This window comes from Agromyces cerinus subsp. cerinus (genome assembly GCF_900142065.1).
In the GTDB taxonomy this organism is placed as follows: domain Bacteria; phylum Actinomycetota; class Actinomycetes; order Actinomycetales; family Microbacteriaceae; genus Agromyces; species Agromyces cerinus.
This window is the reverse complement of sequence record NZ_FSRJ01000002.1, coordinates 169,947-194,643: the sequence shown is the minus strand read 5'-3', so window position 1 is coordinate 194,643 and position 24,697 is coordinate 169,947. Positions and strand designations below refer to the sequence as shown.

19 protein-coding genes are annotated in these 24,697 nt (G+C 70.3%); 5 read left to right on the top strand and 14 right to left on the bottom strand.

Features of this window, described 5'->3' with window-relative positions; translation table 11 throughout:
- The first annotated feature begins 25 nt into the window (after positions 1–25).
- The 5 genes from BUR99_RS06995 to BUR99_RS06975 all read left to right on the top strand — a co-directional run bounded on the left by BUR99_RS06995 (position 26) and on the right by BUR99_RS06975 (position 12,854).
- A complete protein-coding gene (locus tag BUR99_RS06995; RefSeq protein WP_074259679.1) occupies positions 26–9,202 on the top strand; it encodes a toxin TcdB middle/N-terminal domain-containing protein in 9,177 nt (3,058 codons plus the stop codon).
- Positions 9,203–9,331: 129 nt separating this feature from the next.
- Positions 9,332–11,665 (top strand): phosphoribosylformylglycinamidine synthase subunit PurL, encoded by a 2,334-nt coding sequence (gene purL, locus BUR99_RS06990; protein WP_074259678.1) that lies wholly within the window; start codon positions 9,332–9,334, stop codon positions 11,663–11,665.
- Positions 11,666–11,714: 49 nt separating this feature from the next.
- Positions 11,715–12,209, top strand: a complete 495-nt coding sequence (locus BUR99_RS06985; RefSeq protein WP_074259677.1) for an NUDIX hydrolase — start codon at positions 11,715–11,717, stop codon at positions 12,207–12,209.
- Positions 12,210–12,211: 2 nt separating this feature from the next.
- Positions 12,212–12,511: a hypothetical protein gene (locus tag BUR99_RS06980; RefSeq protein ID WP_074259676.1), complete on the top strand. Its 300-nt coding sequence runs from the start codon at positions 12,212–12,214 to the stop codon at positions 12,509–12,511.
- Between the two features lie 115 nt (positions 12,512–12,626).
- A complete protein-coding gene (locus BUR99_RS06975; protein ID WP_074259675.1) occupies positions 12,627–12,854 on the top strand; it encodes a PLDc N-terminal domain-containing protein in 228 nt (75 codons plus the stop codon).
- A 31-nt stretch (positions 12,855–12,885) separates the two neighbouring features.
- Here BUR99_RS06975 and BUR99_RS06970 read toward each other — a convergent pair whose 3' ends face one another.
- From BUR99_RS06970 to BUR99_RS06905, 14 genes are all read right to left on the bottom strand, one after another.
- On the bottom strand, positions 12,886–13,113 hold the full coding sequence (locus tag BUR99_RS06970) for a hypothetical protein (RefSeq protein WP_143231525.1): 228 nt from the start codon (positions 13,111–13,113) through the stop codon (positions 12,886–12,888).
- A 63-nt stretch (positions 13,114–13,176) separates the two neighbouring features.
- Positions 13,177–13,737 (bottom strand): RNA polymerase sigma factor, encoded by a 561-nt coding sequence (locus tag BUR99_RS06965; RefSeq protein ID WP_084183755.1) that lies wholly within the window; start codon positions 13,735–13,737, stop codon positions 13,177–13,179.
- Positions 13,709–14,359, bottom strand: coding sequence for a hypothetical protein (locus BUR99_RS06960; RefSeq protein ID WP_074259673.1), 651 nt, complete (start codon positions 14,357–14,359; stop codon positions 13,709–13,711). The genes BUR99_RS06965 and BUR99_RS06960 overlap by 29 nt, the downstream gene beginning before the upstream one ends.
- A gap of 88 nt (positions 14,360–14,447) precedes the next feature.
- Positions 14,448–14,978, bottom strand: a complete 531-nt coding sequence (locus BUR99_RS06955) for a P-loop NTPase family protein (RefSeq protein WP_074259672.1) — start codon at positions 14,976–14,978, stop codon at positions 14,448–14,450.
- A 95-nt stretch (positions 14,979–15,073) separates the two neighbouring features.
- Positions 15,074–15,970: a 23S ribosomal RNA methyltransferase Erm gene (erm, locus tag BUR99_RS06950; RefSeq protein ID WP_234980776.1), complete on the bottom strand. Its 897-nt coding sequence runs from the start codon at positions 15,968–15,970 to the stop codon at positions 15,074–15,076.
- Positions 15,971–16,164: 194 nt separating this feature from the next.
- A complete protein-coding gene (locus BUR99_RS06945) occupies positions 16,165–16,728 on the bottom strand; it encodes a hypothetical protein (RefSeq protein ID WP_074259671.1) in 564 nt (187 codons plus the stop codon).
- Positions 16,725–17,144: a pilus assembly protein CpaE gene (locus tag BUR99_RS06940; RefSeq protein ID WP_074259670.1), complete on the bottom strand. Its 420-nt coding sequence runs from the start codon at positions 17,142–17,144 to the stop codon at positions 16,725–16,727. The genes BUR99_RS06945 and BUR99_RS06940 overlap by 4 nt, the downstream gene beginning before the upstream one ends.
- Complete coding sequence (locus tag BUR99_RS06935; RefSeq protein ID WP_074259669.1) at positions 17,141–17,833, bottom strand: endonuclease/exonuclease/phosphatase family protein; 693 nt, start codon at positions 17,831–17,833, stop codon at positions 17,141–17,143. Before BUR99_RS06935 ends, BUR99_RS06940 begins: the two co-directional genes overlap by 4 nt.
- A gap of 50 nt (positions 17,834–17,883) precedes the next feature.
- Positions 17,884–19,041, bottom strand: a complete 1,158-nt coding sequence (locus BUR99_RS06930) for an alcohol dehydrogenase catalytic domain-containing protein (protein ID WP_074260254.1) — start codon at positions 19,039–19,041, stop codon at positions 17,884–17,886.
- 10 nt (positions 19,042–19,051) lie between these two features.
- Entirely contained in the window at positions 19,052–19,906 is an 855-nt protein-coding gene (locus BUR99_RS06925) for a phosphonatase-like hydrolase (protein ID WP_074259668.1), read from the bottom strand.
- Positions 19,903–21,084, bottom strand: coding sequence for a TIGR03364 family FAD-dependent oxidoreductase (locus tag BUR99_RS06920; RefSeq protein WP_074260253.1), 1,182 nt, complete (start codon positions 21,082–21,084; stop codon positions 19,903–19,905). The genes BUR99_RS06925 and BUR99_RS06920 overlap by 4 nt, the downstream gene beginning before the upstream one ends.
- Positions 21,081–22,841: a phosphonate ABC transporter, permease protein PhnE gene (phnE, locus tag BUR99_RS06915; protein WP_074259667.1), complete on the bottom strand. Its 1,761-nt coding sequence runs from the start codon at positions 22,839–22,841 to the stop codon at positions 21,081–21,083. Before phnE ends, BUR99_RS06920 begins: the two co-directional genes overlap by 4 nt.
- Complete coding sequence (gene phnC / locus BUR99_RS06910) at positions 22,838–23,707, bottom strand: phosphonate ABC transporter ATP-binding protein (RefSeq protein ID WP_074259666.1); 870 nt, start codon at positions 23,705–23,707, stop codon at positions 22,838–22,840. Before phnC ends, phnE begins: the two co-directional genes overlap by 4 nt.
- 56 nt (positions 23,708–23,763) lie before the next feature.
- A complete protein-coding gene (locus BUR99_RS06905) occupies positions 23,764–24,690 on the bottom strand; it encodes a phosphate/phosphite/phosphonate ABC transporter substrate-binding protein (RefSeq protein WP_074259665.1) in 927 nt (308 codons plus the stop codon).
- Positions 24,691–24,697 lie beyond the last annotated feature (7 nt).

Here is a 24,697-nt window from a genome sequence, read left to right as displayed (position 1 = left end):
ACCCGAGTGATGACGGAGGACTGCCATGTCTGCAGGACGCACCGCGGTGAAGACGGTGGCGGTCGTCGCCGCACTGGCGTTGGTCGCGACGGGGGCGATCGCCGCGACCGGTGGATTCGGCGGCGGCGCGAAACCCGGTGAACCGCTCGCACGCGAGTCGATGCTCACGCCCGACGAACTCGGCGACGGCACCTTCGACGGGCTGCAGTACGCCGACCCGTCCGACGGGCTCGCGCTCGTCGAGGCTCCCGAGGCGTCCAGCGACGGCAGCGCGCAGCTGTCGTACCCGATCCTGGTCCCGCAGGGCCGCGGCATGACTCCGGAGCTCTCGATCGACTACACCTCGTCCACCGACTCGAGCTGGGCCGGCGCCGGCTGGGATCTCGGCCTCGACACCGTCGAGGTCGACACGAGCTTCGGCGTGCCCTACTTCGACCCGGCCAAGGAATCGGAGTCGTACTCGCTCGACGGATCAATGCTCGTGCCGAACGCGCTCGGCGACGCGTGGACGGACCGCATCGCCGATCGCCAGGACTTCACCCGGCAGGTCGAGACCGAGTACGAGCAGATCATCCGCCACGGCGACGGCCCGAAGAACTACTGGTGGGAGGTCCGCGACAAGATGGGCGGCATCCGCTGGTACGGCGCCGTGCCGGACGCCGGGGGCCCCATGGGCGGCCCGCTCGGCGTCACCCGCGGCTTCGTGGACCCCGGCCCGAACGTCGGCGCGCTCGATCCCGACTCGGTCGTCGTCGACGACGACGGCAACATCGTCAAGTGGCTGCTCTCCGCGAAGCGCGACGTCGGCGTCAACATGTTCCGCTACGAGTACGACACGCTGCGCTACCGCTTCGACGAGGGCTCCGGCGCCTGGGTGGCGGATGCCGCGTGCGTCGACGACGCCGACACCCTCTGCGCACGCCACACCTACCCGCGCAGCATCTTCTACACCGAGGCCGCCGAGGCCTCCGACGAGAACCACCCGGTCGAGGGCTACCACGAGGAGCCGCCGTACGAGATCCGCTTCATCCGGATGACCGAGCGCACGAACCCGTCGACGAACCAGCCGTACGGCCTGCGCATGGACACCGCGCTCGACGCGACCGGACGCTACCTCGACCTGCTCGCCGAGCAGCTCGCGAGCGTCGAGGTCTGGCACGGCGATCTCGAGGTCGATGGGGGTCGCGTCTACGACCGGCTCGCCACCCGGTACGACCTCGGCTACGCGACCGGGCCGTTCGGCAAGACCCTGTTGTCGACGGTGACCCAGGGCGCCGGCACCGCAGCAGCGGTCACCCACACCTTCGAGTACTTCAACGAGGTGCAGGACGCCCCGGATTCCTACGCGGGCTTCGCGACCGACCCGACGTGGGACACGGGCGACACGGGCGATGCCGACGACATCGGCGACCGCGCGTTCCTCGACGAGAACATCTCCGGCGGCGCACTCGGCGGCGCCGAGTCGAACTCCGCCGAGGGGCATGTCTATGTCGGCTTCAACCCCGCGGTGCCGCAGAAGGTCGGCTCCTTCGGCGCCTCGATCCAGATCGGCGGCGGCCAGACCGACGGCATCGAGGAGCTCATCGACCTCAACGGCGACGGATTGCCCGACAAGGTCTGGAAGCAGGACGGCCAGGCGACCGCGAGCGCGGTCTGGTACCGGCTCAACCTCGGCGGTCCCGATGGCGAGCAGAAGTTCAGCGAGCCGATTCCGCTCACCACCCTCAGCGGCAAGGGACTCTCGCGCGACCACGAGTTCCAGCTCCAGGTGGCACTCGAGGCCCACATCATCGTGACCGCCTCGTTCGGCGTGGGCGGGGCCGTGGCCTGGGGCGACGTGTACTTCACCGACGCGAACGCCGACGGACTGCCCGACCTCGTGCACGAGGGTGCGGTCTACTTCAACCGGCTGACGGACGGCGTCCCCACCTTCCTCGCCGGCAGCACCGGCACGCCAGTGCCCCTGGCCGACGGCGGAATGGCGCCCGAAGTGAACAGCGCCGAGCTCGACCTGCTCCAGCAGCGCCTGCAGGAGGCGTCTCCGCCGATCGACACCGTGCGACGCTGGGTCGCACCGTTCGACGGCACGGTCTCGGTCGAGGGCGCCGCCCTCCTCGACCCCGTCGCGAGCGCGACGACCGACGACGGCGTCCGCGTGGCCATCCAGCTCAACGAGGAGCAGGAGGTCGCCGAGACGCTCGCCGCGGCCGGCGACCACGCATTCGACACGCCGACCGTGCTCGACGTGCAGCGCGGCGACCGCGTCTACTTCCGCGTCGGGTCGCTCGACAACGGTGCGAACGACGAGGTCGCCTGGTCGCCGCAGGTCGTCTACACCGCGATCGACGGCGCCGCCGTCGTCGACGAGGGCTCGGTCGATCCGGTGCCCGATGACACCACCGAGATCCCGCTCGATGTGAACGGGCTCTCGCAGACCTCGTACAACGCCGCCGCCGACTTCACCCTGTCGGGCCGGCCGAACACCCGCGTCGTCATGCCCTACGACGGCACCGTGCGGTTCACCGCGACCGTGGTGAAGTCGAAGGCGACGAGCGACGATCTGGAAGTCGTGCTCGACCGCACCGACGCGGATCCCCTGGAGGTGATCGCCGTCGACATCCCCGATGCCACCGGAGTCCCCGAGGGCGGCGGCGCCGCCGTTCCCATCGTCGACGGCGTCATTCCGGAGGACTTCGTCGGCACCATCGAATTCCAGGCGGAGGTCACGGTGTCCGGTCCGGTCGCGGCCGACCCCGACGTCGCGGGCGACCAGCCCGAGACCGACTCCCTGCACACGCACCTCGAGGTCGACTCGACCATCGACCTGAGCGCGATCTCGTGGAATCCGGCGATCCACTACACCGACGCGACCGACACGAACGGCGACCCGATCGAAGTGCAGAAGACGATCGAGGGCGTGCTGACCGACACCAAGCGCGTCGAGCTCGCCCCCGAGATCGAGCAGTACCCGAACCGTTCGACCGCGCAGGTCTCCGAAGGCTGGGTGGCCGACGAGACCACCGAGTACGACGAGCTCCGGATCGAGCACGCCGCGCTCTCGTCGATCGCCGACGAGATGCCGAGTCGTGAGGTCGTGCTGACGATCAAGACCCGCGACGGGCTCGAGTGGAAGCGGTCGGTGACGCTCGCAGCCTCGGCCGAGGAGACCGTCGTCGACCTCACTGATCCGTTCACCGACGACGAGCCGATCGGGCTCGAAGACGGCGAGGAGTACTGGTTCGAGCTGAGCGCCCGCGAACCCGCGCTCTCCGACGCGCTCTCGCAGGGGTCGGTCACGGTCACGCTCGGCGAGGAGGGGGCGTCTCCCGATGACGTGACGCCCCCGGTCGCGCTCACGTGGACCGGCCGGCAGGGCATCTTCCCGCTCGCATACCGAGGCTGGGGCATCGCCGGCTACACGGCGAGTGGAGCCCTCGCCACTGCACCCATCGACGAGGACGCGTTCGTCATCGATGAAGACGCACAGCAGGCCGCGGAACCGGCCGGCGGCTTCGACGACCTGTGCACCGGCCCGGTCACCGAGTGCGAGGCCGAGGCCGACATCGACCCGTCGTACGCGTACCTGCCGCTGCAGAACCCCGACTCGCTCGGCGCCGAGGCCGATCCGATCGACGCACCGCAGTGGCGCGGCACCCGGGACAACCTGGCCGCGTCCGCCGATCGGGCGCGCTCGTCGCGGCTCTCATCCGACACCGCTTCGCTCGGCCTCGACGAAGGCGGGGCCGCCGACGGCGTCACCCGCATCTCGGTCACCGGCCCCTCGCTCTCGCTCGCCTTCGGATTCGGTCCGCTCGGCGGTTCGGTCGGCGTCGGTCCGAGCTGGAGCCTCGTCGACTACGAGGACCTGAACGGCGACGGCTACCCCGACGTGATCACGCCCGAGAAGGTGCAGTACACGAGCCAGCGCGGCATCCTCTACAAGTCCGTCGACGGGCCGAGCGAGCGCCGGGCCCTGGTCAATCAGGACCTCACCATCAACGCCTCGGGCGGCCTCGACGCGGGCCTCGTCGACATCGCGGCGAACAACAAGGGCAAGACCAACACCTCGCAGGGCAACGCCGCCTCGAAGGGCGGCAAGGCGGCCGACAGCGACCCGGGCCTCGGCGCCGGGTTCGGCCTGAGCATCGGCGGCGGCTTCGACCTCGGGTTCACGAACCCGAACGAGTCGGGCCCCGCGGGAGGGCCGTTGTCGGCCGACTACGGCCCGCCGGCCGAGGCATCCGACATCCCGGAGGGCGACGGCACCGCGCCGATGTCGCAGGAGCTCGCCGACGTCAACGGCGACGGGCTGCCCGACGTGGTCTACACGAACCCGAGCGGCGTCTTCGTGCGCTACAACCTCGGCTACGACTTCGCCGACGCGGCGCTGCCGCTCGCGACCGGCGGGTTCAACACCCAGGAGTCGATCGGCGGGCACGCCTCGGCCGGCTTCGCGACGCCGTGGGGCGAGTTCTCGGGCGGGCTCTCGTTCAACTGGAACTACGACATGACCCGGTTCGCGTGGATCGACGTGAACGGCGACGGCATTCCCGACCGACTGCACAAGGCCTCGGCAGGCGGGCAGCCGACGGTCGAGTTCGGCACCGGCTCGGGCCTCGCTCCCGCGGTCGACTTCGGCGACTTCGCGCGGGCGTCGGGGGTCGGCGTCGCCGATCTGGGCGCCTCGCCGCAGGTCTCGTACGACCGCTCGCAGGGCATCGGCGGCGGTGTCGACTTCACGGTCTACGCCGGCCCCCTGTGCCTCGTCGCGTGCTACCTGGTCGTCAACCCCGGCGCGTCGTACCAGAACTCGGTGAGCTTCTCCGAGGTCACGCTCGAGGACATCGACGGCGACGGCTTCGTCGACTCGCTGGCCTCGACCGACGACCACGAGGTGCAGGTGCAGCGGAACACCACCGGCCGCACCAACCTGCTGTCCGCCGTCAGGAACCCGCTCGGCGGCACCGTCGGGCTCGACTACGAGCGCTACGGCAACACGGTCGACCACCCCGACTCGACCTGGGCGCTCAGCCGCGTCGCGGTCGACGACGGCCGACCGGGCGACGGCGTGGATGTCTCGGTCTCGACCTTCGACTACGAGAACCCGCGGTTCGACCGGCTGTTCCGCCAGAGCCTCGGCTTCTCGAAGGTCACCGAGCGGGAGCTCGACCCGAGCAGCGTCGCCAAGCGCATCACCGAGACCGAGTACCTCAACGACAACGTGTTCGTCGCGGGCCTCCAGACCTCGATGACCGTGCGCGACGGCGCGAACGACACGGCGCTGCGCGCGGCGACGCTCGACTGGGGCATCCGCGACGTGCAGGGCGTGCCCGGCGGCTTCGACCCGCTCGCCGAGGCCGACCTCGTCGACGTCCAGACGGCGATCCCCGCGCTGAGCGGCACCGAATCCCTCACCTGGTCGTTCGCACCGCTCGTGACCGACAGCGAGGAGCGGTACTTCGCGGCCGACGGCACGACCGTCGGCAACGAGACGAGCGTGAGCTTCGTCTACGACGGCCTCGGCAACGTGCTGGAGCAGCTCGACGAGGGCGAACTCGAGACCGACGCCGACGACGTGCTCACGGTCACCGACTACTCCGACTGCCGGATCTCGGCCTCCGAGGTCGAGCTCGACGACAACGGCGACTACGACACGGGCGTCGGATGCTTCGGCGACACCCCGTACTACCCGATGCCGACCGACGAACAGGCGTCGCCGATCTTCTCGCCCGACGTCTGCCCGACGTGGGTGAGTGTGCCGGCCGTCATCACGATGTACGACTCCGACGGCGAGATCCTCCGGCAGCGCGACGGTCGCGACTCGGTCTGCGACAACCAGTCGGTGACGCTCCTCGAGGAGCGCATCAGCGCCGACGAGGTCGCCGTGACCGAATTGCAGTACGACTCGTGGGGCAGCTACAACCGCATCGTCTACCCCGAGGGCGAGGGCGGCGTGCGCTACGCGGTCGAGTACATCTACGACACGAACGTCGGCCACGCGAACATCGCCGAGGTCTCCGAGTACGACTTCGACAGCCAGGACGAGGTCGACGTGTTCCTCGACTACGAGCCGGACACCGACCCCGATCCGCTCCGCACCGGCATGACCTCGACCGCGACCTTCGACTGGAGCTCGGGCAAGGTGGCGAGCCGCACCGATGCGAACGACAACACGACGTCGTACACCTACGACGACCTGTCGCGTCTCGCCTCGATCAGCAACCCGCTGCAGGCCGGTGCCGTGACGTTCGAGTACCACCCGAGCGCCCCGGGCTACGGCTACGCGATCGCCCGGCACGCCGACGCGTTCAACGCCGACCCGATCGAGACCGTGCAGTTCGCCGACGGCATCGGGCGCATCACCCAGCAGAAGCGCGACGCGCGCACCGTGAACGCCCAGGGCGTCGCGCTCGAGGGCCGGGTCGTCAGCGGCGCGGTCGTCTACGACCTGTTCGGCCACGAGGCGGAGGTCTACCGACCCACCTTCGACACGGTCGCGCAGACCGTGTACGAGACGGCGACCTCGCCCGCCCCGACGAAGACGACGCACGAGTTCAACCTGCTCGACCAGGAGACCGTGCAGACCGAGCCCGGCGCACGCGTGACGGCGACGACGTACGGATTCGGCGACGCCGAGCTCAGCGGCCACGGAGTCGACGTGCAGCAGGCCGTGAGCACCGACCCCCGCGGCCGGGTGACGACGACCTCCACCGACATCCGCGGCAACGAACTGCGGATGGACGACCAACCGCTCGACCCGGCCACGCCGAACCCGCTCGACCTGCTGCCTCCCAAGACGGCGACCTACGAGTACAACCCGCTCGGCGAGCTGCTGCAGGTCGTCGACGTGGCGGGCAACGCGACCACCCACACCTACGACGGGGTCGGCAACAAGCTGACGACCGACACTCCTGACGGCGGCCTGGTGGAGACCTGGTTCGACGCCGAGGGCAAGGTGATCAAGGAGGTCTCGCCGACGCTGCGCGAGGAGGACGTCGAGACGACCTACCACTACGAGCTGCAGAATCTCGTGAAGGTCGACTACCCCGAGGACACCCCCGACGTGACGTACACGTACGGCGAAGTCGGAGCCGACGGCAACGGCGCGGGCAGGATCGTGCAGATCGACGACGCCGCCCGTGTGGTGACGCTCGAGTACGACGCGCTCGGCAACACGACGAACCAGCTCAGCGAGATCAAGCTGCACAACTGGAAGCCGGGCGACGAGAAGTTCCAGTGGACGACCGAATGGGTCTACGACGGGCTCAGCCGGATCTCGACGATGACCTATCCCGACGGCGAGGTGCTGACGTACGACTACGACGCCGGCGGCCTGACGAAGTCGGTCGTCGGCGACGAACCCGGCCTCGTCCGGGTGCCCCAGCTCGACGCCGACGGCAACCCGATGTTCGACGCGGACGGCAACCCGCTCTACGTCGACGAACCGACCACCTGGCACTACGACTACGTGACCGACCGCCGCTACGACGAGTTCCTCACGCCCGCGGCGATCGACTACGGCAACGGCGCGACCACCTCGTGGACGTACGAGCCGCTCACCCGCTGGCTCAGCAACGTGCGCACGGTCTCGGCGGATCGCCCGTTGAAGGGCAACCCCGTCGCGTACCGCGAGGTGCAGGACCAGTCGTACACGTACGACGCGGTCGGCAACCCGAAGACCTACTCGAACAACGTGCCGGCGACGGTGACCAACCTGTTCGGCAGTCCGGTCTCGATGACGTACACGTACGACCCGTACGACCGCCTCACGTTCACCTCCGGCTCGGCCGCGGTGTGGAAGAACACGCGCAGCTTCACGTTCGACCTCGACTTCGATGACGCCGGCAACGTCGAGAAGAAGGCGCAGGTCGACAAGCTCGGCAGCAAGGTGCAGGCCGCGACCTCGTACTCGTTCACCCGCACCTTCGACGCCGACGGTCCGCACCAGGTCAGCACCCAGGGCCAGGACACCTTCCACTACGACGCCGACGGCGAGCTCATCCAGATCGTCAACGGCACCGGCAAGAAGGCGAAGATCACTCGCGAGATCACCTGGAACTGGGCCGGCAAGATGGAACTCGTCGACGAATACGGGCAGACGACCGAGTACGCCTACGACGACGCCGGCCGCCGGGTCATCGAACGCGGCCCGAACGGCGAGCACGCGTTCATCAACCCGTGGGTCACGGTGCGCAACGGCACCGAGCTCACGAAGCAGATCTGGATCGACGACGAGCTGATCGCGCAGCAGCGCGACCCCGGCGACGACCCGTACGCGCCCGAGGGGCAGCGGTACTTCCTGCACAAGGACCTGCAGGGCAGCACCAACGTCGTCACCGACGCGGGCGGTCAGGCGTTCCAGCACCAGGAGTACTTCCCGACCGGCGAGGTGTGGATCGACGAGCACTCCACGGTGTACCGCACGGCGTACCAGTACGCCGGCGCCTACACCGACGAGCGGCGGAGCCTCATCGACTTCGGGGAGCGCTGGTACGACGCCAGGCGCGAACTGTTCCTGACGGTCGATCCCGCGTTGAGCGAGCCATTCAGCATCCTCGAGGCTCCAGAACTCCAGGCCTCCTATGCCTACGCGGGGTCCAACGCCATCAGGTACACCGATCCGAGCGGTGCCCTCTTCACGATCGCGAAGGCCAACGACATCGTTCGGGCGGCCTGGGACAAGAGCGACGCCGCCGGACAGATGTCGGGCTTCGGCGCCCTCGGACCGCTCGGCTCGTGGATCGACGCCGGCACGGCGAACCACCTGCCGACGTCGTTCGCCACGCTCGGCGCGGGCATGGACCGGGCCGCCGCGAAGAAGTGGCAGGACACCGCCGAGATGTTCGACCCGAACCCCCTCATCGACATCGATCTGGGCGAGGGCACGGTCAAGCTGGGCGCGCCATACGGCAAGCGGGCGAAGTTCGGCGGCACGGATGCCGCGGCCACGGCGAAACCGGTCGGCGCCGCCACCGGCAACGCGACGTCGGGCGGCACCCCGGCGGTGAACAGCAGCCAGAGCTCGAGCGCGGCGGGCACCTCGAGCGGCGCCGGCGGCATCGCGAAGGCGTCGGGCACTCCCAAGCCGCTGCCGGCGACGCCCACGAAGGCGAAGCAGGGCGCCCCGACGAAGAAGGCGCTGCCGACGCCGCCGACGAAGAACGGCACGCAACCCTCGGCGCCCAACACCAGCGGCACCTGAGCGGCACCGCCCGCGCGCACCGGGCGGACCCACCGGCCGTGCTCGACTGAGCACGGCCGGTACACTTGCAAGGGTCAGGCATTCGCCCCGCGGCATCCGCCCGCCGCCGTTCTCTGGAGCTCGCCACTCGTGACCACTGAAGCACCCGCCAACACCGCTGCTCCGACGACTCCGGTGCTCGACACCGTCGAGGTCGCGGCGACCACTCCCGAGAAGGAGCAGCCGTACGCCGCCCTGGGCCTGAAGCCCGACGAGTACGAGCGCATCCGCAACATCCTGGGCCGCCGCCCCACGAGCGCCGAGCTCGCGATGTACTCGGTCATGTGGAGCGAGCACTGCTCGTACAAGTCCTCCAAGATCTACCTTCGCCAGTTCGGCAAGAAGGTCACGCCCGAGATGAAGAAGAACCTCATGGTGGGCATGGGCGAGAACGCGGGCGTCATCGACGTCGGCGAGGGCTGGGCGGTCACGTTCAAGATCGAGAGCCACAACCACCCGAGCTACATCGAGCCGTTCCAGGGCGCCGCGACCGGCGTCGGCGGCATCGTGCGCGACATCATCTCGATGGGCGCCCGCCCGGTCGCCGTCATGGACGCGCTGCGCTTCGGCGCCATCGACCACCCCGACACGGCCCGCGTCGTGCACGGCGTCGTCTCGGGCATCAGCTTCTACGGCAACTGCCTCGGCCTGCCCAACATCGGCGGCGAGACCTGGTTCGACCCGGTGTACCAGGCGAACCCGCTCGTCAACGCCCTCGCGGTCGGCGTCATGCGCCACGAAGACCTGCACCTCGCCAACGCCAAGGGCGCCGGCAACAAGGTCGTGCTCTTCGGCGCCCGCACGGGCGGCGACGGCATCGGCGGCGCGTCGATCCTCGCCTCCGACAGCTTCGACGAGGGCGGCCCGACCAAGCGCCCCGCGGTGCAGGTCGGCGACCCCTTCGCCGAGAAGGTGCTCATCGAGTGCTGCCTCGAGCTCTTCGCCGGCGACCTCGTCGAGGGTATCCAAGACCTCGGCGCCGCCGGCATCTCGTGTGCGACCTCCGAGCTCGCGTCGAACGGCGACGGCGGCATGGCCATCGTGCTCGACGACGTGCTGCTGCGCGACCCCACGCTCACGCCCGAAGAGATCCTGATGAGCGAGAGCCAGGAGCGCATGATGGCGATCGTGCGCCCCGAGAAGCTCGACGGCTTCCTCGAGGTCGTCAAGAAGTGGGACGTCGAGACGAGCGTGCTCGGCGAGGTCACCGACACCGGCCGCCTCTCGATCATGTGGCACGGCCAGGAGATCGTGAACGTCGACCCGCGCACCGTCGCCGTCGACGGCCCGGTCTACGAGCGCCCCGTCGCCTACCCCACCTGGATCGACGCACTGCAAGCCGACACGGCCGCGAAGCTCGACCGCCCGGCCACGCCTGATGAGATCCGCGAGCAGTTCCTGAAGCTCGTCGGCTCGGCGAACCAGGCCGATGCCGCGTGGGTCACGAACCAGTACGACAAGTACGTGCTCGGCAACACGGCGCTCAGCTACCCCGACGACGCGGGCATGGTGCGCGTCGACGAGGAGTCGGGCCTCGGCGTCTCGGTCGCGACCGACGCCAACGGCCGCTACTCGCAGCTCGACCCGCGTCAGGGCGCGAAGCTCGCCCTCGCCGAGGCGTACCGCAACGTCGCCGTCTCGGGCGCGGTGCCCGCCGCCGTCTCCGACTGCCTGAACTTCGGCTCCCCCGAGAACCCCGAGGTCATGTGGCAGTTCTCCGAGACCGTCGAGGGCCTCAGCGACGGATGCCTCGAGCTCGGCATCCCCGTCACGGGTGGCAACGTCTCGTTCTACAACCAGACCGGCGACGTGCCGATCCACCCGACGCCCGTGATCGCCGTGCTCGGCGTGATCGACGACGTCGCCCGCCGCATCCCCTCGGGCTGGCAGGACGACGGACACAACATCTACCTCCTCGGCGACACCGCGCTCGAGCTCGACGGCTCCGCGTGGGCCGGCGTCGTGCACGGCCACCTCGGCGGTCGCCCGCCGGCGGTCGACCTCGCCGGTGAGAAGCGCCTCGCCGAGCTGCTGAACGCCGCGGCGATCGAGGGCCTCATCGACTCGGCGCACGACCTCTCCGACGGCGGTCTCGCGATCGCCCTCGCCGAGGCGGTCGGCCGCTTCGGCCTCGGCGCCCGCGTCGTGCTCGACGAGGTCGCCGGCGACGCCGGCATCGACCTCGCGACGGCGCTCTTCTCCGAGTCGACGGGCCGCGTCATCGTGACGGTGCCGCGCGAAGACGACGTGAAGTTCCGCGGCCTGTGCGACGGACGCGACTACCCGGTGCGCCGCATCGGCGTGACCGACGCCACGTCGGGCGCGCTCGAGGTGCAGGGTCTCTTCACGGTGTCAATCGACGAGCTGCGCGGCATCAACCGCGCACCGCTCGCCGACGCGTTCGGCCCGATCGTCGGGTACTGACCCGACCGGCTGAACCCGCTGGTCGAGTAGCGAAGCGTATCGAGACCCCGTGACCGACTCCGAGTCGTACACCGAGGCCTACGCGGCGTCGCACGGGCGCTTCGCCGTCATCCCGGCGGCGTACGTCGTGCTCCGGCGCGGCGACGAGGTGCTGCTGCAGCTGCGCCGCGGCACCGGCTACTTCGACGAGCACTGGGCGTGCGGCGCGGCCGGTCACGTGGAGCAGGGCGAGTCCCTGCTCGCCGCTGCCGTGCGCGAGACCAGCGAAGAGCTCGGCGTCGAGCTCGACGAGTCGGCGCTCACCGTGCTGACCGTCATGCACCGCACGGGCGGCGCACCGCACCGGGCGATCGAGGAGCGCATCGACGTCTTCTTCAGTGCGACCGAGTGGCGCGGCGAGCCGACGCTGATGGAGGACAAGGCGGCCGAGCTGGCCTGGTTCCCGCTCGACGCCCTGCCCGACCCGGTCGTGCCGCACGAGCTCGCGGTGCTCGAGGCACTGCGCGACGGCCGACTCTCCCCCATCACGGCGTACGGGTTCTGATCGTGGCATCCGAATCGTGGCCGCTCGCCCTCATCTGGGTGCCGGTCGCGGTGTTCGCGCTCGCGATCGTGATCGGCATCGTCGTGAGGTGGATCCGCGCGCCCCGCGGCATCCGCTCGCGCCTGCGGTACGCCCTCGGGCCGCTCATGAGCGCCGGCGAGAAGTACCAGGAACTGCACACCGGCCAGCGCGGGCTGCAGGACTCGATCATCGAGTCCATCCAGGAGCAGGAGTCGCAGGGTGCCGAGCGCGGCACGGGCGACGACGGGCCTCCCCCGACCACGACGAGCCCCGGAAGGTAGTGTGCCGCTCCGTGGCCCGCTCCGGCGCGAGCGCGAGCGGATGCTGCGCGCATGGCGGTAGCCTGTCGGCACTGGCCTGGCACGAGCACCGGCCTCCGACGGACGGAGCAAGACGGTGGACGGCATCTTCGGCTGGAATCTCCTCGCGATCATCGTCGGTGTCGGCTACCTCGCCCTCATCTTCTGGGTCGTGTCACGGATCCTCCGGTCCGACGAGCTGAACGAGCTCGAGCGCTGGGTGTGGGTGATCGCGGTGATCTGCTTCCCCCTCGTCGGCTCCATCGTGTGGTTCGCCGCCGGGCCGCACCCCTTCGGCATCCGCATCACCCGCGACCTCCGGTAGGCGACGGCCTCCGCAGTTCCTCGACGCGGACCTACATTCGACTCAGCTGGTCGGGGCTGAGCAATGCGGGCACCATGATCAGGCCGAACACCAACAGGATCGAACCGACGACGAGCCATTGGACGCCACGAGTTCGCACCTCTGCGCGCGTCTCGTTCGGAAATGCGGCGCTGTCGTCCGCGCGACCGGCCGTCGCAATGCGCACCGCGCCACGGGCCACCGCCACGAGCCCTGCCACCGTCAGCAGGATCGTCAGCACCCACTCGACCCAATCCTCGATCACGCGTCCACCCTGCTGCCTTCAGCTGGGGCTTCGCTGATCTCAGGCACGGGAAATCCCGCCCGGCTTCTGGCCGGCCTGCGGTGCTTCGTCGAGTTCGTCGCGGAGCCTCGCCTTGGCCACGGCGTAGCGCGATCGCGCCGTTGATGCTGGGATGTCGAGGACCACTGCGGCGTCGCTGATGCTGAGGCCTTCCCAGTGCACCAGGAGCACCAGCTCGCGCAGATCCGGACCAAGTGCCGCGACGGCTTCGCGAACGGCGAGGCTCTCAGCATGGTCCACCACTGCGGGGTGAGCCGCGGCGAGGTACCCACGCAGCGCCGTTGTGCCGGCGGTGCGCCGGCGACTGGCTTTGCGCGCGTTCAACAGCGTGTTGCGGGCGAAGGCGAACAACCACGGACGGAGTGCTTCATCGTCGGCCGGCATCTTCGCCCTGCGCCGCCACACTTGGAGCAGCGTCTCGCCGAGTGCGTCGGCAGCGTCAGCGGGTGTGTCGATGCGGCGTTCGAGGTACGCGAGCAGGTCGACGGCGTTCGCGCGAACGGCGCGCTCGAGCCGGGCACCCCGCTCACGATCAGTTCCCGTCATCTCGGCTGCCGTCATCGTCGCCGCAGAGCATGCCGCCTTCAACGACGATGTGCCCCGGGTCGAGGCCCGCAGCGCGGACGCCGTCTGCGATCAGTTCGGCGACGGTTCGACTGATGGTCTCGGCATCCGGGTCCGCTCGGGTGCCACGCTTCACCACTCCCAACGAGATCCTCCGCTCCATGTCGGCCGCAGCCCGAGCACGGTTCTCATCGCGTAACGCCGGATCGATCTCCAGGGTCTCGAGGTCGATCGCCGACAGCACCTCCCGCGCAACCACTACTGCCGGGTCCGTTTCCGGAACGCCCTCGGCATGCACCTTGAATGCCAGGGTGCACGACTCACCTGCTGGGTTCACCCGTTCGACAGCGCCGTCAGGGCTCGTGCCCCACGGCCAATGCAAGTCGGGAGCGGCCAACGCCACAGACGTCCCTCCGAGGAGCAATGCGAGTACCCCGGTACCCAGCATGAGCGCGCGCCGCTTGCGTCGCCGGCGCGGAATTCGCTCCTCCACAACCGTCTCGACAAGGTCGAAGAGCTCGTGGTCACGTCGCGCCACGGTCGGAGCCGTCGACGCGATCGCATCATCGATGGAGTCGATCACCTTCACCTCCCAGAAGTCGTCTCTCACCCAGTACATGTACCCGAACGTGCGAAACGTCCAGTCCGACGAGAATGAATCCGGTCCGACCAGTGAGCTCTCGCGCGAAGGCGGCCGACTACCGCTCCTACGGGGCAGCCGAGTCGACGCGCTCCGCGATCCGCAGTGCGGCCTGAGCGGGGGTGAGGTCTGTGGTGTCGATCACCTCCGCCTCGTCGTGCAGCCAGGTGCGGAACGCCTCGGCATAGGGATCGAGGTGCGCGAAACGGAACTCGGAGGGTCCGAGCACCGTGTCTCCCTCGATGCGTCGACGAAGGGTGCTCCGGTCGGCGTGGAGGACGAAGTGCCGCACCGGAATGGCGTAGTCCGCCAGTCCGTCGCTGATCTCCCGCCAGTACGGCTCCACGAGCACGGTCATCGGCATCACCAGCGTGCCGCCGGTGTAGTCGAGAATTCGCCGAGCGGTCTCGACCACGAGCGGTCGCCACGGCGGCCAGTGCTGGAAGTTGTCCGTCCGGGGCAGCCCCGGCCTGACGTCCATGAGCGTCTCGCCGACCTTCTCTGCGTCGAACACCCGTGAATCCGCGATCAGTTGCTGCACGAGTGCACTCGTCGTCGTCTTGCCCACCCCGTGGGTGCCGTTGAGCCATACGATCACACGACGAGACCCTAGCCGCCGAACTCGATCGACCGTGAACCTTCGATGGCGGGCCGCCTGGTCAGCACTGCCCACCTCCGCCTTCCGACATCCCATCAGCCGCGACCTCCGGCAGCCCCGCGCACCCCGGCCCAGAGTGCGGCCCACTGCGGCCCGGTGAGCCGGCTCGGCAGCACCTCGGCCGCCACCCCCACGGCGCCCAGCAGCTCGGCGACGCGTTCGGCCCGGACCGGCCGCGAGGTGCGGCGGAGGATCTGCGCGAGCCCGCGCCCCTTCCCCCGATAGACCTCGGCGACGAAGGCCTGGTACGCGGCGCGTTCGGCGGTCGGCACGAGCGGCTCGGAGCGCCGCTCGATCGTGAAGACGCCGCCGTCGACCGACGGTGCCGGCTTGAACGCCCGAGCCGGCACGCGCTCGTGCAGGCGGAACGTGAACCACGGGTCCCATTGAGCAGTCAGCAGGCTCGAACCGCCGACCCCGCAGCGCCGCCGCGCGGCCTCCCACTGGGTGAGCAGGATCGCGTCGGTCCAGCCTCCCCGAGCGAGGAGCGAGCGCATGATGGCGGTGGTCAGGTGGAACGGCACGTTGCCGACGATGGTGTGCTGTGCGGAGGGATACCGCCACGCGAGGGCGTCGGCTTCCACGATCGTCACGTGCGAGTGATCCTCGAACTCACGACGGAGGGAGTCGGCCCGGCGCCCGTCGATCTCGAGCGCGGTGAGCGGCCGGCCGAGCGCCGCGAGTTCGCGCGTGATCGCACCGCTGCCGGCGCCGAGTTCGATGATCGGGCCGCGCGTCGCGGCCGTGAGCGAGGCGAATCGTTCGACGACGCGGCGATCGACCAGGAAGTTCTGGCCGAGCTCGTGACGGCCGCCGGCCGACGGCCGGGTGAGCGCCGGGGCCGGATTCGATGCCCGGTGCGAACGAGCGGATCGACCGGAACGGGAAGCAGAAGACGAGAAGGGAAGGGAGGAAGGGATGTGTGTACGCAATGAGAACTCCGCTGGCGAGGATCGTCAGCCGGGCGCGCCGAAGCGGCACCGCGGCCAGGGTCATTGGCCGAGGCGGAGGGACGGGTGAAGGTTCGGTCGCTCCGCCTCAGGCGGTGCGGGGCCGAATGATCATTGCCGTGTAATTACAGGACACGATCGTCGACCCTAGCAAACGGAGGCCGACCGCGGAAGGCTCACGCACCGGACGGCGGGTTCGCGAGCAGCTCGACCCGGTCGGCGAGGTAGCGGTCGAGCGGGGTCAGCGCATCGGGCTGCGCCGGGCTCCAGCGCACGAACAGCTCGTCACCCGCGACGACGATCGGTCCGGATGCCCCGGCGCGCACGAGCTCGGCCGGGTCGACCGGCACGGCACCGAAGTTCACGGTCTCGCCCTCGGCGAAGCCGCCCTTCGCAGCGGCTGCCGCGTAGGCCCGCTGCTCGGCGATCGCCGCGGCGGGGGTGCTCCGCCGGACGGGGCGCTCGGCGCGCACGACGCGGCCCGTCGCGAAGAGGCGCCCGTCGGCGTCGACGAGCAGCACTCCGAGTCGCCACACCCGCCCGATCGGGGTCATCCGCGCCGCGCGCGGGACGCCGAGGGCGCGCCGCTCGGGCACGTACTCGGCGAGCGCCTCGTCGCGGGCGGTGTGTTCGCCGAGCTCGCGCGCGGCAGCGGAACCCGCGTCGGCGAGCGCCTGCAGCGCGGCCGGCACGGCAGGCACAGCCGACTCGGGCGGCACGGGCGCCGAGGCATCCGTCATCGCGATCGCTCGATCAGTTCGAGCAGGGCGAGCCCGTAGGCCTCGGCGACATCGGGATGCTCGAAGCGGCGCATCTCGCCGCCGAGCTCGATCTCGACCTCGAACGCGTCATCGAGACGTCGCAGCGCACGGAACGCCCCGCGCAGCAGCTCCCTCAGCTGGTCTTCGCGCGGCAGCCACACCGCGTCGCCGACCGAGACGGAGTCGAGCGCCCACTCGGTCGTGCCGTTGAAGCCGAGCACCGTGTCGGTCGGGAACTCCTGCGGCTCGATCGTCATCTCGCTGACCGTGAAGACGTCGGCCTCGACCTCGGACTCGACGGCGCCGGGCACGTGGAGCTGGAACCGGTCGCCCGACTCCGGGTCCCACGCGAGCCCGGCCTCCCGCAGTGCGAGCGCGAGCTCGCGACCGATCATGGGGCGCTCGCCGGCACCGCGACGCTGTAGTCGGCGTCGACGAGGATCGGCATGTGGTCGGACGAGCCGCGCGCGAGCGTCTCGACGCCGGCGATGTCGAGGCCGACCGACGTCGCGAGGTCGAAGTGCCCGCGGAAGAACTTGTAGCGGGTGTACGTGCGCTTGTCGCTGAGCGTCAGGTCGTAGCCCGAGTCACGCACCTTCTCGCCGAGATTCTCCTTGAAGATCGGGTAGTTGTAGTCGCCGACCATGAGCGTCGGCAGGCCCGGACCGAGGAACTGCAGTTCGCCGAGCGCCGACTTGATCTGGTGGCGCCGCAGGGAGTTCAGCGCCGTCAGCGGAGCCGCGTGGAACGAGGCGACGATGAGCTCGCGCTGCGCCTCGTTGTCGTAGAGACGCACGCCGATGAGGCGCTCGTGCGCGGGCTGCAGCAACCGGTCGTGCAACGACTTCTTGAGCGCGAACGCCTGGATGCGCACCGCCCGGAACCGCTCGGCGTCGTAGTACAGCGCGAGGCCGAGCCGGTTGCGCTGGGTCGCGTCGGCGAGCTGCAGGTCGTGGATGTGCGGCGGCAGGTCCTGCGTGTCGCACTCCTGCAGGCACAGGATGTCGGGCTCATGGCGCTCGACGAGCCCGACGAGTTCGCCGCTCGCCCGGTGCTTGCGAAGGTTGTAGCTGATGACGCGCATGATTCGATCAGCCTACGTCTCCCGGCTCCTCAGGTCTCCAGAATTCCGGATCAGATCGGCCGACGCCCCGGCGCCACCCCGACGCGCACGTGCAGGCCGGTCGCGGCCTCCTCGAGCGCGAGGTCGAGTTCGGCGAGCGGATGCGTCACTCCCACGAGTTCGTCGAACGGCAGCGACTGCCACGACCGCTCGAGGAACGCGACCGCCTGCTCGAGCTGGCCCGCTGTGTAGTTGTGCACGCCGGTCACGGTGGCGAGGCGGCGCACGACGGTCTCGGGGTCGAGGCTGACCTCCGAACCCGGCGAGACGCTGCCGACGAGCACGGCGACGCCGCCGACCCCGACGACGTCGAGCACGGTCCGCACGGCCGCTGCGGTGCCGGATGCCTCGATGGCGACGAGCACCTCGGGCAGCCCCCGCTCGGCGAAGCCGGCGAGCACGCTGTCGAGTCGTTCGGGCGACGTGCCCCGGGCCAGCGGGTCGGCCGTGACGGCGCCGAGCCGGCGGGCGAAGGCCCGCCGCGAGGCATCCGGATCGGCGACGACGACCTCGGCGCCCGCCTCGACGGCCATGGCAGCGACGGAGAGCCCGATCATGCCCGCCCCGGTGACGAGCACGAGGGCGCCGTCGAGATCGACCTTCGCCGCGGCGGCGTCGAGGGCGGCGACCGCCGTGGCCGTCGCGCACGAGGCCGGTGCGGCGATTGCCGCAGGCAGCGACTCGCTGACACGCACGGTCGCGGTGCCCGCGCGCAACTGCACGTGCGTGGCGAACCCGCCCGAGAGCTCCCAGCCGCGGTGCACGCGCTCGTGCCCGTATTTCGCGAGCACGCGGCACTTCTGCGTGAACCCCCTGCGGCAGCGGTCGCAGTCGCCGCAGCTGACCGTGACCGACCAGACGACGCGGTCGCCGAGCGCGAGCCGCGTGCCATCGGCGCGCACGGCACCGTCGCCGACGGCGACGACGCGGCCGACCTGCTCGTGTCCGAGCACGAGCGGCGCAGGGGCCGAGCGGTGGCCGCTCACGGTGTGCACGTCGGAACCGCAGACGGTCGCGAGCTCGACCTCGACGAGCGCCTCGCCTGGCGCGAGCCGCACCCCGGGCGCCGCGAGTGCCTCGTGCGGGCGCCCGGGTTCGTACCAGACCATGGCGACCGGCGACGGCTTGACGATCACATCGAGGTCGCCCACCCGCACCACGGTGTGCATCGACACGGCGCTACTCGCCGCGGAGGCCGAGCAGCGCGGGCAGCTCGACGATGGAATCGATGACGGCGTCGGCGCCTGCGGCCTCGAGGGCGTCGCGGTCGTGGGCGCCGCTCAGCACGCCCACGACGAACCCGGCACCGGCGTTGACGCCCGATGCGATGTCGCTGACGGTGTCGCCGACGACGACCATGGCGTCGACCGCGCTCGCGCCCGTGCGCAGCAGCGCCGTGAGCGGCATGTCGGGGTGCGGGCGGCCGCGGCCGGCGTCTGCCGGTGACAGCAGCGCGTCGGCGAGGTCGTGCCAGCCGAGCGAGTCGATGATCGCGTCACGGGTCGCGGGCGAGAACCCGGTCGTGAGCACGACGGATGCCCCGGCGCCCCGCAGTTCCCTGATGACGTCGGCCGCGCCGGCGATCTCGGCGACGCCCTCGCTCGCGACGAGTTCGGCGTAGGCGCCTTCGAAGGCCGCGTTCGCGTGCTGCGCGGCGTCCTCGTCGCCATCGGCGAGCACCCGGAACACCTCGATCTTCGACTGGCCCATGGTGTCGCGCACGTACTGCAGCGCGGCCTCGAAGTCATCGCCGGTCGCGATGCCGCTGCGCTCGGCGGCGAGGGCGAACGCCCGCTCGACGACCCCGTCGTCGGCGACGGTGGTGCCGGCCATGTCGAGCACGATCAGCTCGATGTCACCGGATTCCTCGTCGTCGTCGAAGTCGCCGTCGTCGTCGAGATCCTCGAGCTGCTCGTCGAGCTGCTCGGCCACGAGCGCGCGGGCGTCGACCTCGCCGGCCTCCGAGAGCTCGGCCAGCTCGTCGCGCTCGGCGAGTTCGTCGTCGGAGAGGACGGTGGGGGTGTTCGCGGTCATGATGCGCCTTTCTGCAGGGTGGTCGTGGGTGCCGAGGCGAAGCCCGGCTCGTCGGCGGTGGTCGTGACGTCGTCGGAGAAGGCGGCGACGACGTGCTCGGCGAGCCCGAGTCCGGTCGTCATGCCGATGCCGGTGGTCGCGCTTGCGAGGTGTACGCCGGGCTCGACCTCCTCGATGAGGAAGTCGTCGGGCCCGCTCGCATAGACGCCTTGCCAGCGCTCGACCACGCGCAGCGCGTCGACGCCGAACAGCACGCGGGTCTCGTCGAGCATCGACTCGAACGCGAACTCAGCCTGGAATGGCGCCACGGTCGCGCCCCGCGAGTGGGTGTCGCCCACGATGAGCGTGCCGTCGGGCAGTCGTGTGTACATCTGGTTCAGGTCGAGAGCGGCGAGGTCGGGCCGCTCGGAATGCAGCCGCTCGCGGAGCGCCGCAGCCGCCGGCGTCGCCGAGAAGGCGCCGTAGCGCACGAGCGACCACCCGGTGAGCAGTGGTGCGGCGAGCGGCATCCGCAGCTCGGCCGCGACCCGCATCATGTCGAGCGAGCACCGCACGATGCCGTGCCGCTCGGCGACCTCGGGGTAGAGCAGGTCGATGTCGTGGTTCACCGCGACGATGACGCGACCGACGTCGATCGGACCGCGGCTCGTCTCGACGCGTCCGGGGCGCACCGCGCCGACCGTGGTGCGGCGGCGGAACTCCACGCCCTCGCGCTCGAGGTGCGCGGCGAGCGCGGCGACGGCCTGGCGCGGGTTCGCCTGCAGGTCGCGCGGGAGGAAGGCGCCGCCGACGGCCGTGCCCGGGGCGAGCGGCATCCGCGCTTCGGCCTCGGCCGCCGTGAGCAGCTCGACCTCGACGCCGCGCGTGGCGGCGAGATCGCGGAGCACGGCGAACTCGTCGTCGCGGCGAGCGGCAACGAGGGTGCCCGATTCGCGCAGCCACACGCCGGCATCGAGGGCGAGACCGAGCCACAGCTCGCGAGAGGTGAGCGCGAAGTCGCGGGCGAGACCGGCCTGCGGGGTGAAGCACAGGTGGCCGAAGTTGCGCACGGATGCCCCGGAGGCCTCGCTGCCCCGCTCGATCACGACGACCCGCAGCCCGCGCCGGTGCGCGGCGAGGGCGGCGCCGAGGCCGACGATGCCCGAGCCGACGACGGCGACGTCGAAGCCCGCGTTCATCGGAACACCCGCCGCATCCACATCGCGATGCCCTCGACGATGAGCACGGTGACGAGGATCATCAGCACGATCGCGGTCACGACCGCGTAGTTCGAGCCCTGCCCGGCGTTCAGCAGGTAGTAGCCGATGCCGCCGCCGCCCACGATGCCGAGGATCGTCGCCGCACGGATGTTCGTGTCGAGCAGGTAGAAGCTGTGGCCGATGAGCGCCCGCGTGCCCTGCGGCAGCGTCGCCGAGGCGTACACCTGGCCGCGGTTCGCACCGGTGGCGCGCAGTGCACGCTCGGGTCCCGACTTCACCTCTTCGAACGAGTCGGCGATGAGCTTGCCGAGCAGGCCGATGCCGCCGAACGCGAGGGCGAGCGTGCCCGCCTGGCTGCCGAGGCCGGTGATGACGATGAGCACGATCGCGAGGATCACCTCGGGGATGCCGCGGATCACGACGAGCAGCAGTCGCATCGAGGTGCGGACCGTGCCGTTCGGAGCGACGTTGCGGGCGGCGAGCGAACCGACGAACACCGAGACGACGAAGGCGAGCAGGGTCGCGGCGAGCGCGATGCCGATCGTCTGCGCCATCGCCCCGAACATCGTGGCGGCGTCGTAGTTGCCGAAGCTCGGCGGCCAGAACTGCACGGCGATCGCGGGGATCTTCGCCCAGAACGTAACGAGGTCGCCCCACTGGATATTGCAGACGAGCACGCTGCCGATGACGACGGCGAGCGCGACCCAGCCCCAGATTGTGTTGCGGATCCGCACGGCGTCCCACGGGCGGCGGAGCGCCGCCTCGAGGTCGCCGCCGGACGCCGGTCGAGGCGCCGCGGGTACGGCGGTCGCCCGACCACGGGCCCTGGCGTTCTGCACGCCGCGCACGACCCGGTCGCCGAGACCGCGCCCCGACGGCGTGCCGCCGAGCATGGCCTGGCGCACGACGCTCGAGACGATCTCCATGACGACGCAGAGCGCGAACATCACGAGGGCGATGCCGAGGCCCTCGGAGTAGTTCAGCGACTTGAACGCGAACGACATCTCCATGCCGAGCCCGACGACGCCGACGTAGCCGAGCACGACCGAGCCGCGCAGGTTGATGTCGTTGCGGTGCAGCACGGTCGCGACCCACGACGGCAGCACCTGCGGCAGGATGCCGCTCGTGAACTCCTGCAGCTTCGAGCCGCCGGCGGCGCGGATCGCGAGGCGAGGTCCCTCGTCGATCTGCTCGATCGCGTCGGCGAAGAGCTTGGAGATCATGCCGACCGAGTGGATGCCGATCGCGAGGATGCCGGGGAGGGACCCGAGCGAGAACATGAGGACGAAGACCATCGCGAGCACGACGTCGGGGATCGCACGGGTCAGCACGGTGACGAAGCGTCCGAAGGCCTGCCAGCCCCTGCCCGGCGTCGTGTTCGATGCGGCGAGGTAGGCGACCGGCACCGAGATCACCGCGGCGAGCAGCGTGCCGCAGAGCACGAGGCCGATCGTGAGGGCGGTCAGGTAGAGGAGCTCCCCCGGCTCGGGGAAGGTGATGGTGCCGACGCGGGCGAAGAACCGCTCGGCGTTGCCCCAGCTCTCGATCATGCTCGGGATCGAGATGCCCGAGTCGGCGAGGGCGATGACGGATGCCACGACGATCGCGCCGAGCGTCAGGATCGCGGCGATGCGCTCCGGCGAGACGCGCCGGCGGGGCGCGCGTTCGGCGATCGTGGACGGAGACGAGGGCGGCGGGGCCGACGGGGCCGGCGGCGTCGCGGTGGCGAGGCTCATGAGCGCAGCGCGCCGTCGGCGAGGCGCGGCTCGGAGGCGGCGTCGGTCGCGGCATCCGCGAGCTCGACCTCGATCGCCTCGAGTTCGGTGGTCGACGTGGCGACCCGGCCGTAGATCTCCATGACCTCGGCCTTGGAGAGCCCCTCGGCGGGGGTGTCGAGCACGACCTCGCCGTGGCGGAGGCCGACGATGCGGTCGCCCCACGAGAGCGCGAGGTCGACCTGGTGCAGGCTGCAGACGACGGTGAGCCCCTCGTCCATCGCGATCTCGCGGATGAGCGACATGACCTGTTCGCTCGACTCGGGGTCGAGGGAGGCGACGGGCTCGTCGGCGAGGAGGATCTCGGGGTTCTGCATGAGGGCGCGCGCGATGGCGACGCGCTGCTGCTGGCCGCCCGAGAGGGTGTCGGCCCGCTGGTAGGCCCGGTCGAGCAGGCCCACCCGGTCGAGGTGGCCGAGCGCCGCGAGCTTCAGGCGCCGCGGGTAGCTCCAGAGCCCGATGCGCGGGCCTCGCAGCTCGGAGAGCGCACCGGTCAGCACGTTCTCGAGCACCGTGAGCGACGGCACGAGGTCGAACTGCTGGAAGACGAACCCCATGCGGCTGCGCAGGGCCCGGAGGCGCCGCCCCGAAAGGCGCGGCACCTCCTGGCCGAGCACCCGCACGGAACCGGAGGTCGGAGTCTCGAGCCCGTCGAGATGCCGCAGCAGCGTCGACTTGCCCGAGCCCGACAGCCCGAGGAGCACCACGATCTCCCCCCGCGCGACCGTGAGCGACGCCCCCTGCAGCGCCACGGTGCGGCCGAACTCCTTGGTGAGTCCGGTGACGTCGATGACGGCTGGATCCTCGTTGCCGACTGGCGTGCTCATCTGGTGCTCCGTGTTCCGTGTTCCGTGCGTTCTCGAGCGTGTTCAGTGCCGGGGCGTCAGCCCTGGCACTGCTCCGCGTTCGTCTTCTCGCAGATGTCGCGGATGGTGTCGTAGTACGCGTCGTCCACCGGCGAAGTGGCGAAGAACACGCTGCGGAACCCGTCGCTGTCGGCGCTGTCGACGCCGGCGGCGATGATCTCGTCGATCGTGACCTCGCTGAGGATGTCGGTCAGCTGCGTCTGCAGCTCTTCGGGCAGCGTGTTCGACATCACGATCGGTGCGCCGGGCACCATGGTCTCGGAGATGATCTCGACCTTGTCGCTCTTGGCGACCTCGCTGTCCTCGGCGAAGCCGGCCTCGCACTCGACGCCCTCACCGGTCTTGGTGACCGAGACGTCGTGCTTGCCCGCGAAGACCGGGGTGACGTCGGTCTCGGGGTCGATGCCCTCGTTCAGCAGGTTGTAGCTCGGGAACAGGTAGCCCGAGGTCGACGACGGGTCGACGAAGCAGACCTTCTTGCCCTTGAAGCCGGCGAGGTCGGTGATGGCGCTGCCCTTGGGCACGATCGCCTGCGAGAAGTAGCCGGGCTCCTGGCCCTCTTCGGTGATGATCGACGAGATCGGGGTAAGGGCGGCGCCGTTGTTCGTCGCGGTCACGTAGGTGAAGCCCGAGAAGGAGGCGACGTCGATCTTGCCGGCGACGGCGGCCTCGATGAGCGCGGCGTAGTCGGTGGACTCGTGGTACTCGACCGTCTTGCCGGTCTCCTGCGCGATGTAGTCCATGAGCGGCTGGTAGTTCGTCTCGGTGTCGACCGAGTCGGGCACCACGCCGAAGACGAGCGTGTTCTCGTCGACGGCGAACTTCGCGCCCGAGGCATCCGCTGCGGTGTCGTCGGCCGTGGAGGGCGACGAGCACGCGGCGAGGCCGAGGGTGAGCAGGGCGGCCGCGGCGACCGCGGGCCAGGCCTTGGAGTTGAGCTTCATCGGAAAC

Bases quoted from the DNA above. Each gene is read 5' to 3' on its own strand.
- BUR99_RS06925 (WP_074259668.1), bottom strand. From the start codon at position 19,906: ATGACCGCGAACACCCCCACCGTCCTCTCCGACGACGAACTCGCCGAG.
- phnC (WP_074259666.1), bottom strand. From the start codon at position 23,707: ATGAGCACGCCAGTCGGCAACGAGGATCCAGCCGTCATCGACGTCACC.
- BUR99_RS06940 (WP_074259670.1), bottom strand. From the start codon at position 17,144: ATGATCGGTCGCGAGCTCGCGCTCGCACTGCGGGAGGCCGGGCTCGCG.
- BUR99_RS06995 (WP_074259679.1), top strand. From the start codon at position 26: ATGTCTGCAGGACGCACCGCGGTGAAGACGGTGGCGGTCGTCGCCGCA.
- BUR99_RS06905 (WP_074259665.1), bottom strand. From the start codon at position 24,690: ATGAAGCTCAACTCCAAGGCCTGGCCCGCGGTCGCCGCGGCCGCCCTG.
- BUR99_RS06930 (WP_074260254.1), bottom strand. From the start codon at position 19,041: ATGCACACCGTGGTGCGGGTGGGCGACCTCGATGTGATCGTCAAGCCG.
- BUR99_RS06920 (WP_074260253.1), bottom strand. From the start codon at position 21,084: ATGAACGCGGGCTTCGACGTCGCCGTCGTCGGCTCGGGCATCGTCGGC.
- BUR99_RS06965 (WP_084183755.1), bottom strand. From the start codon at position 13,737: ATGACGGCAGCCGAGATGACGGGAACTGATCGTGAGCGGGGTGCCCGG.
- BUR99_RS06960 (WP_074259673.1), bottom strand. From the start codon at position 14,359: ATGTACTGGGTGAGAGACGACTTCTGGGAGGTGAAGGTGATCGACTCC.
- BUR99_RS06935 (WP_074259669.1), bottom strand. From the start codon at position 17,833: ATGCGCGTCATCAGCTACAACCTTCGCAAGCACCGGGCGAGCGGCGAA.
- phnE (WP_074259667.1), bottom strand. From the start codon at position 22,841: ATGAGCCTCGCCACCGCGACGCCGCCGGCCCCGTCGGCCCCGCCGCCC.
- BUR99_RS06945 (WP_074259671.1), bottom strand. From the start codon at position 16,728: ATGACGGATGCCTCGGCGCCCGTGCCGCCCGAGTCGGCTGTGCCTGCC.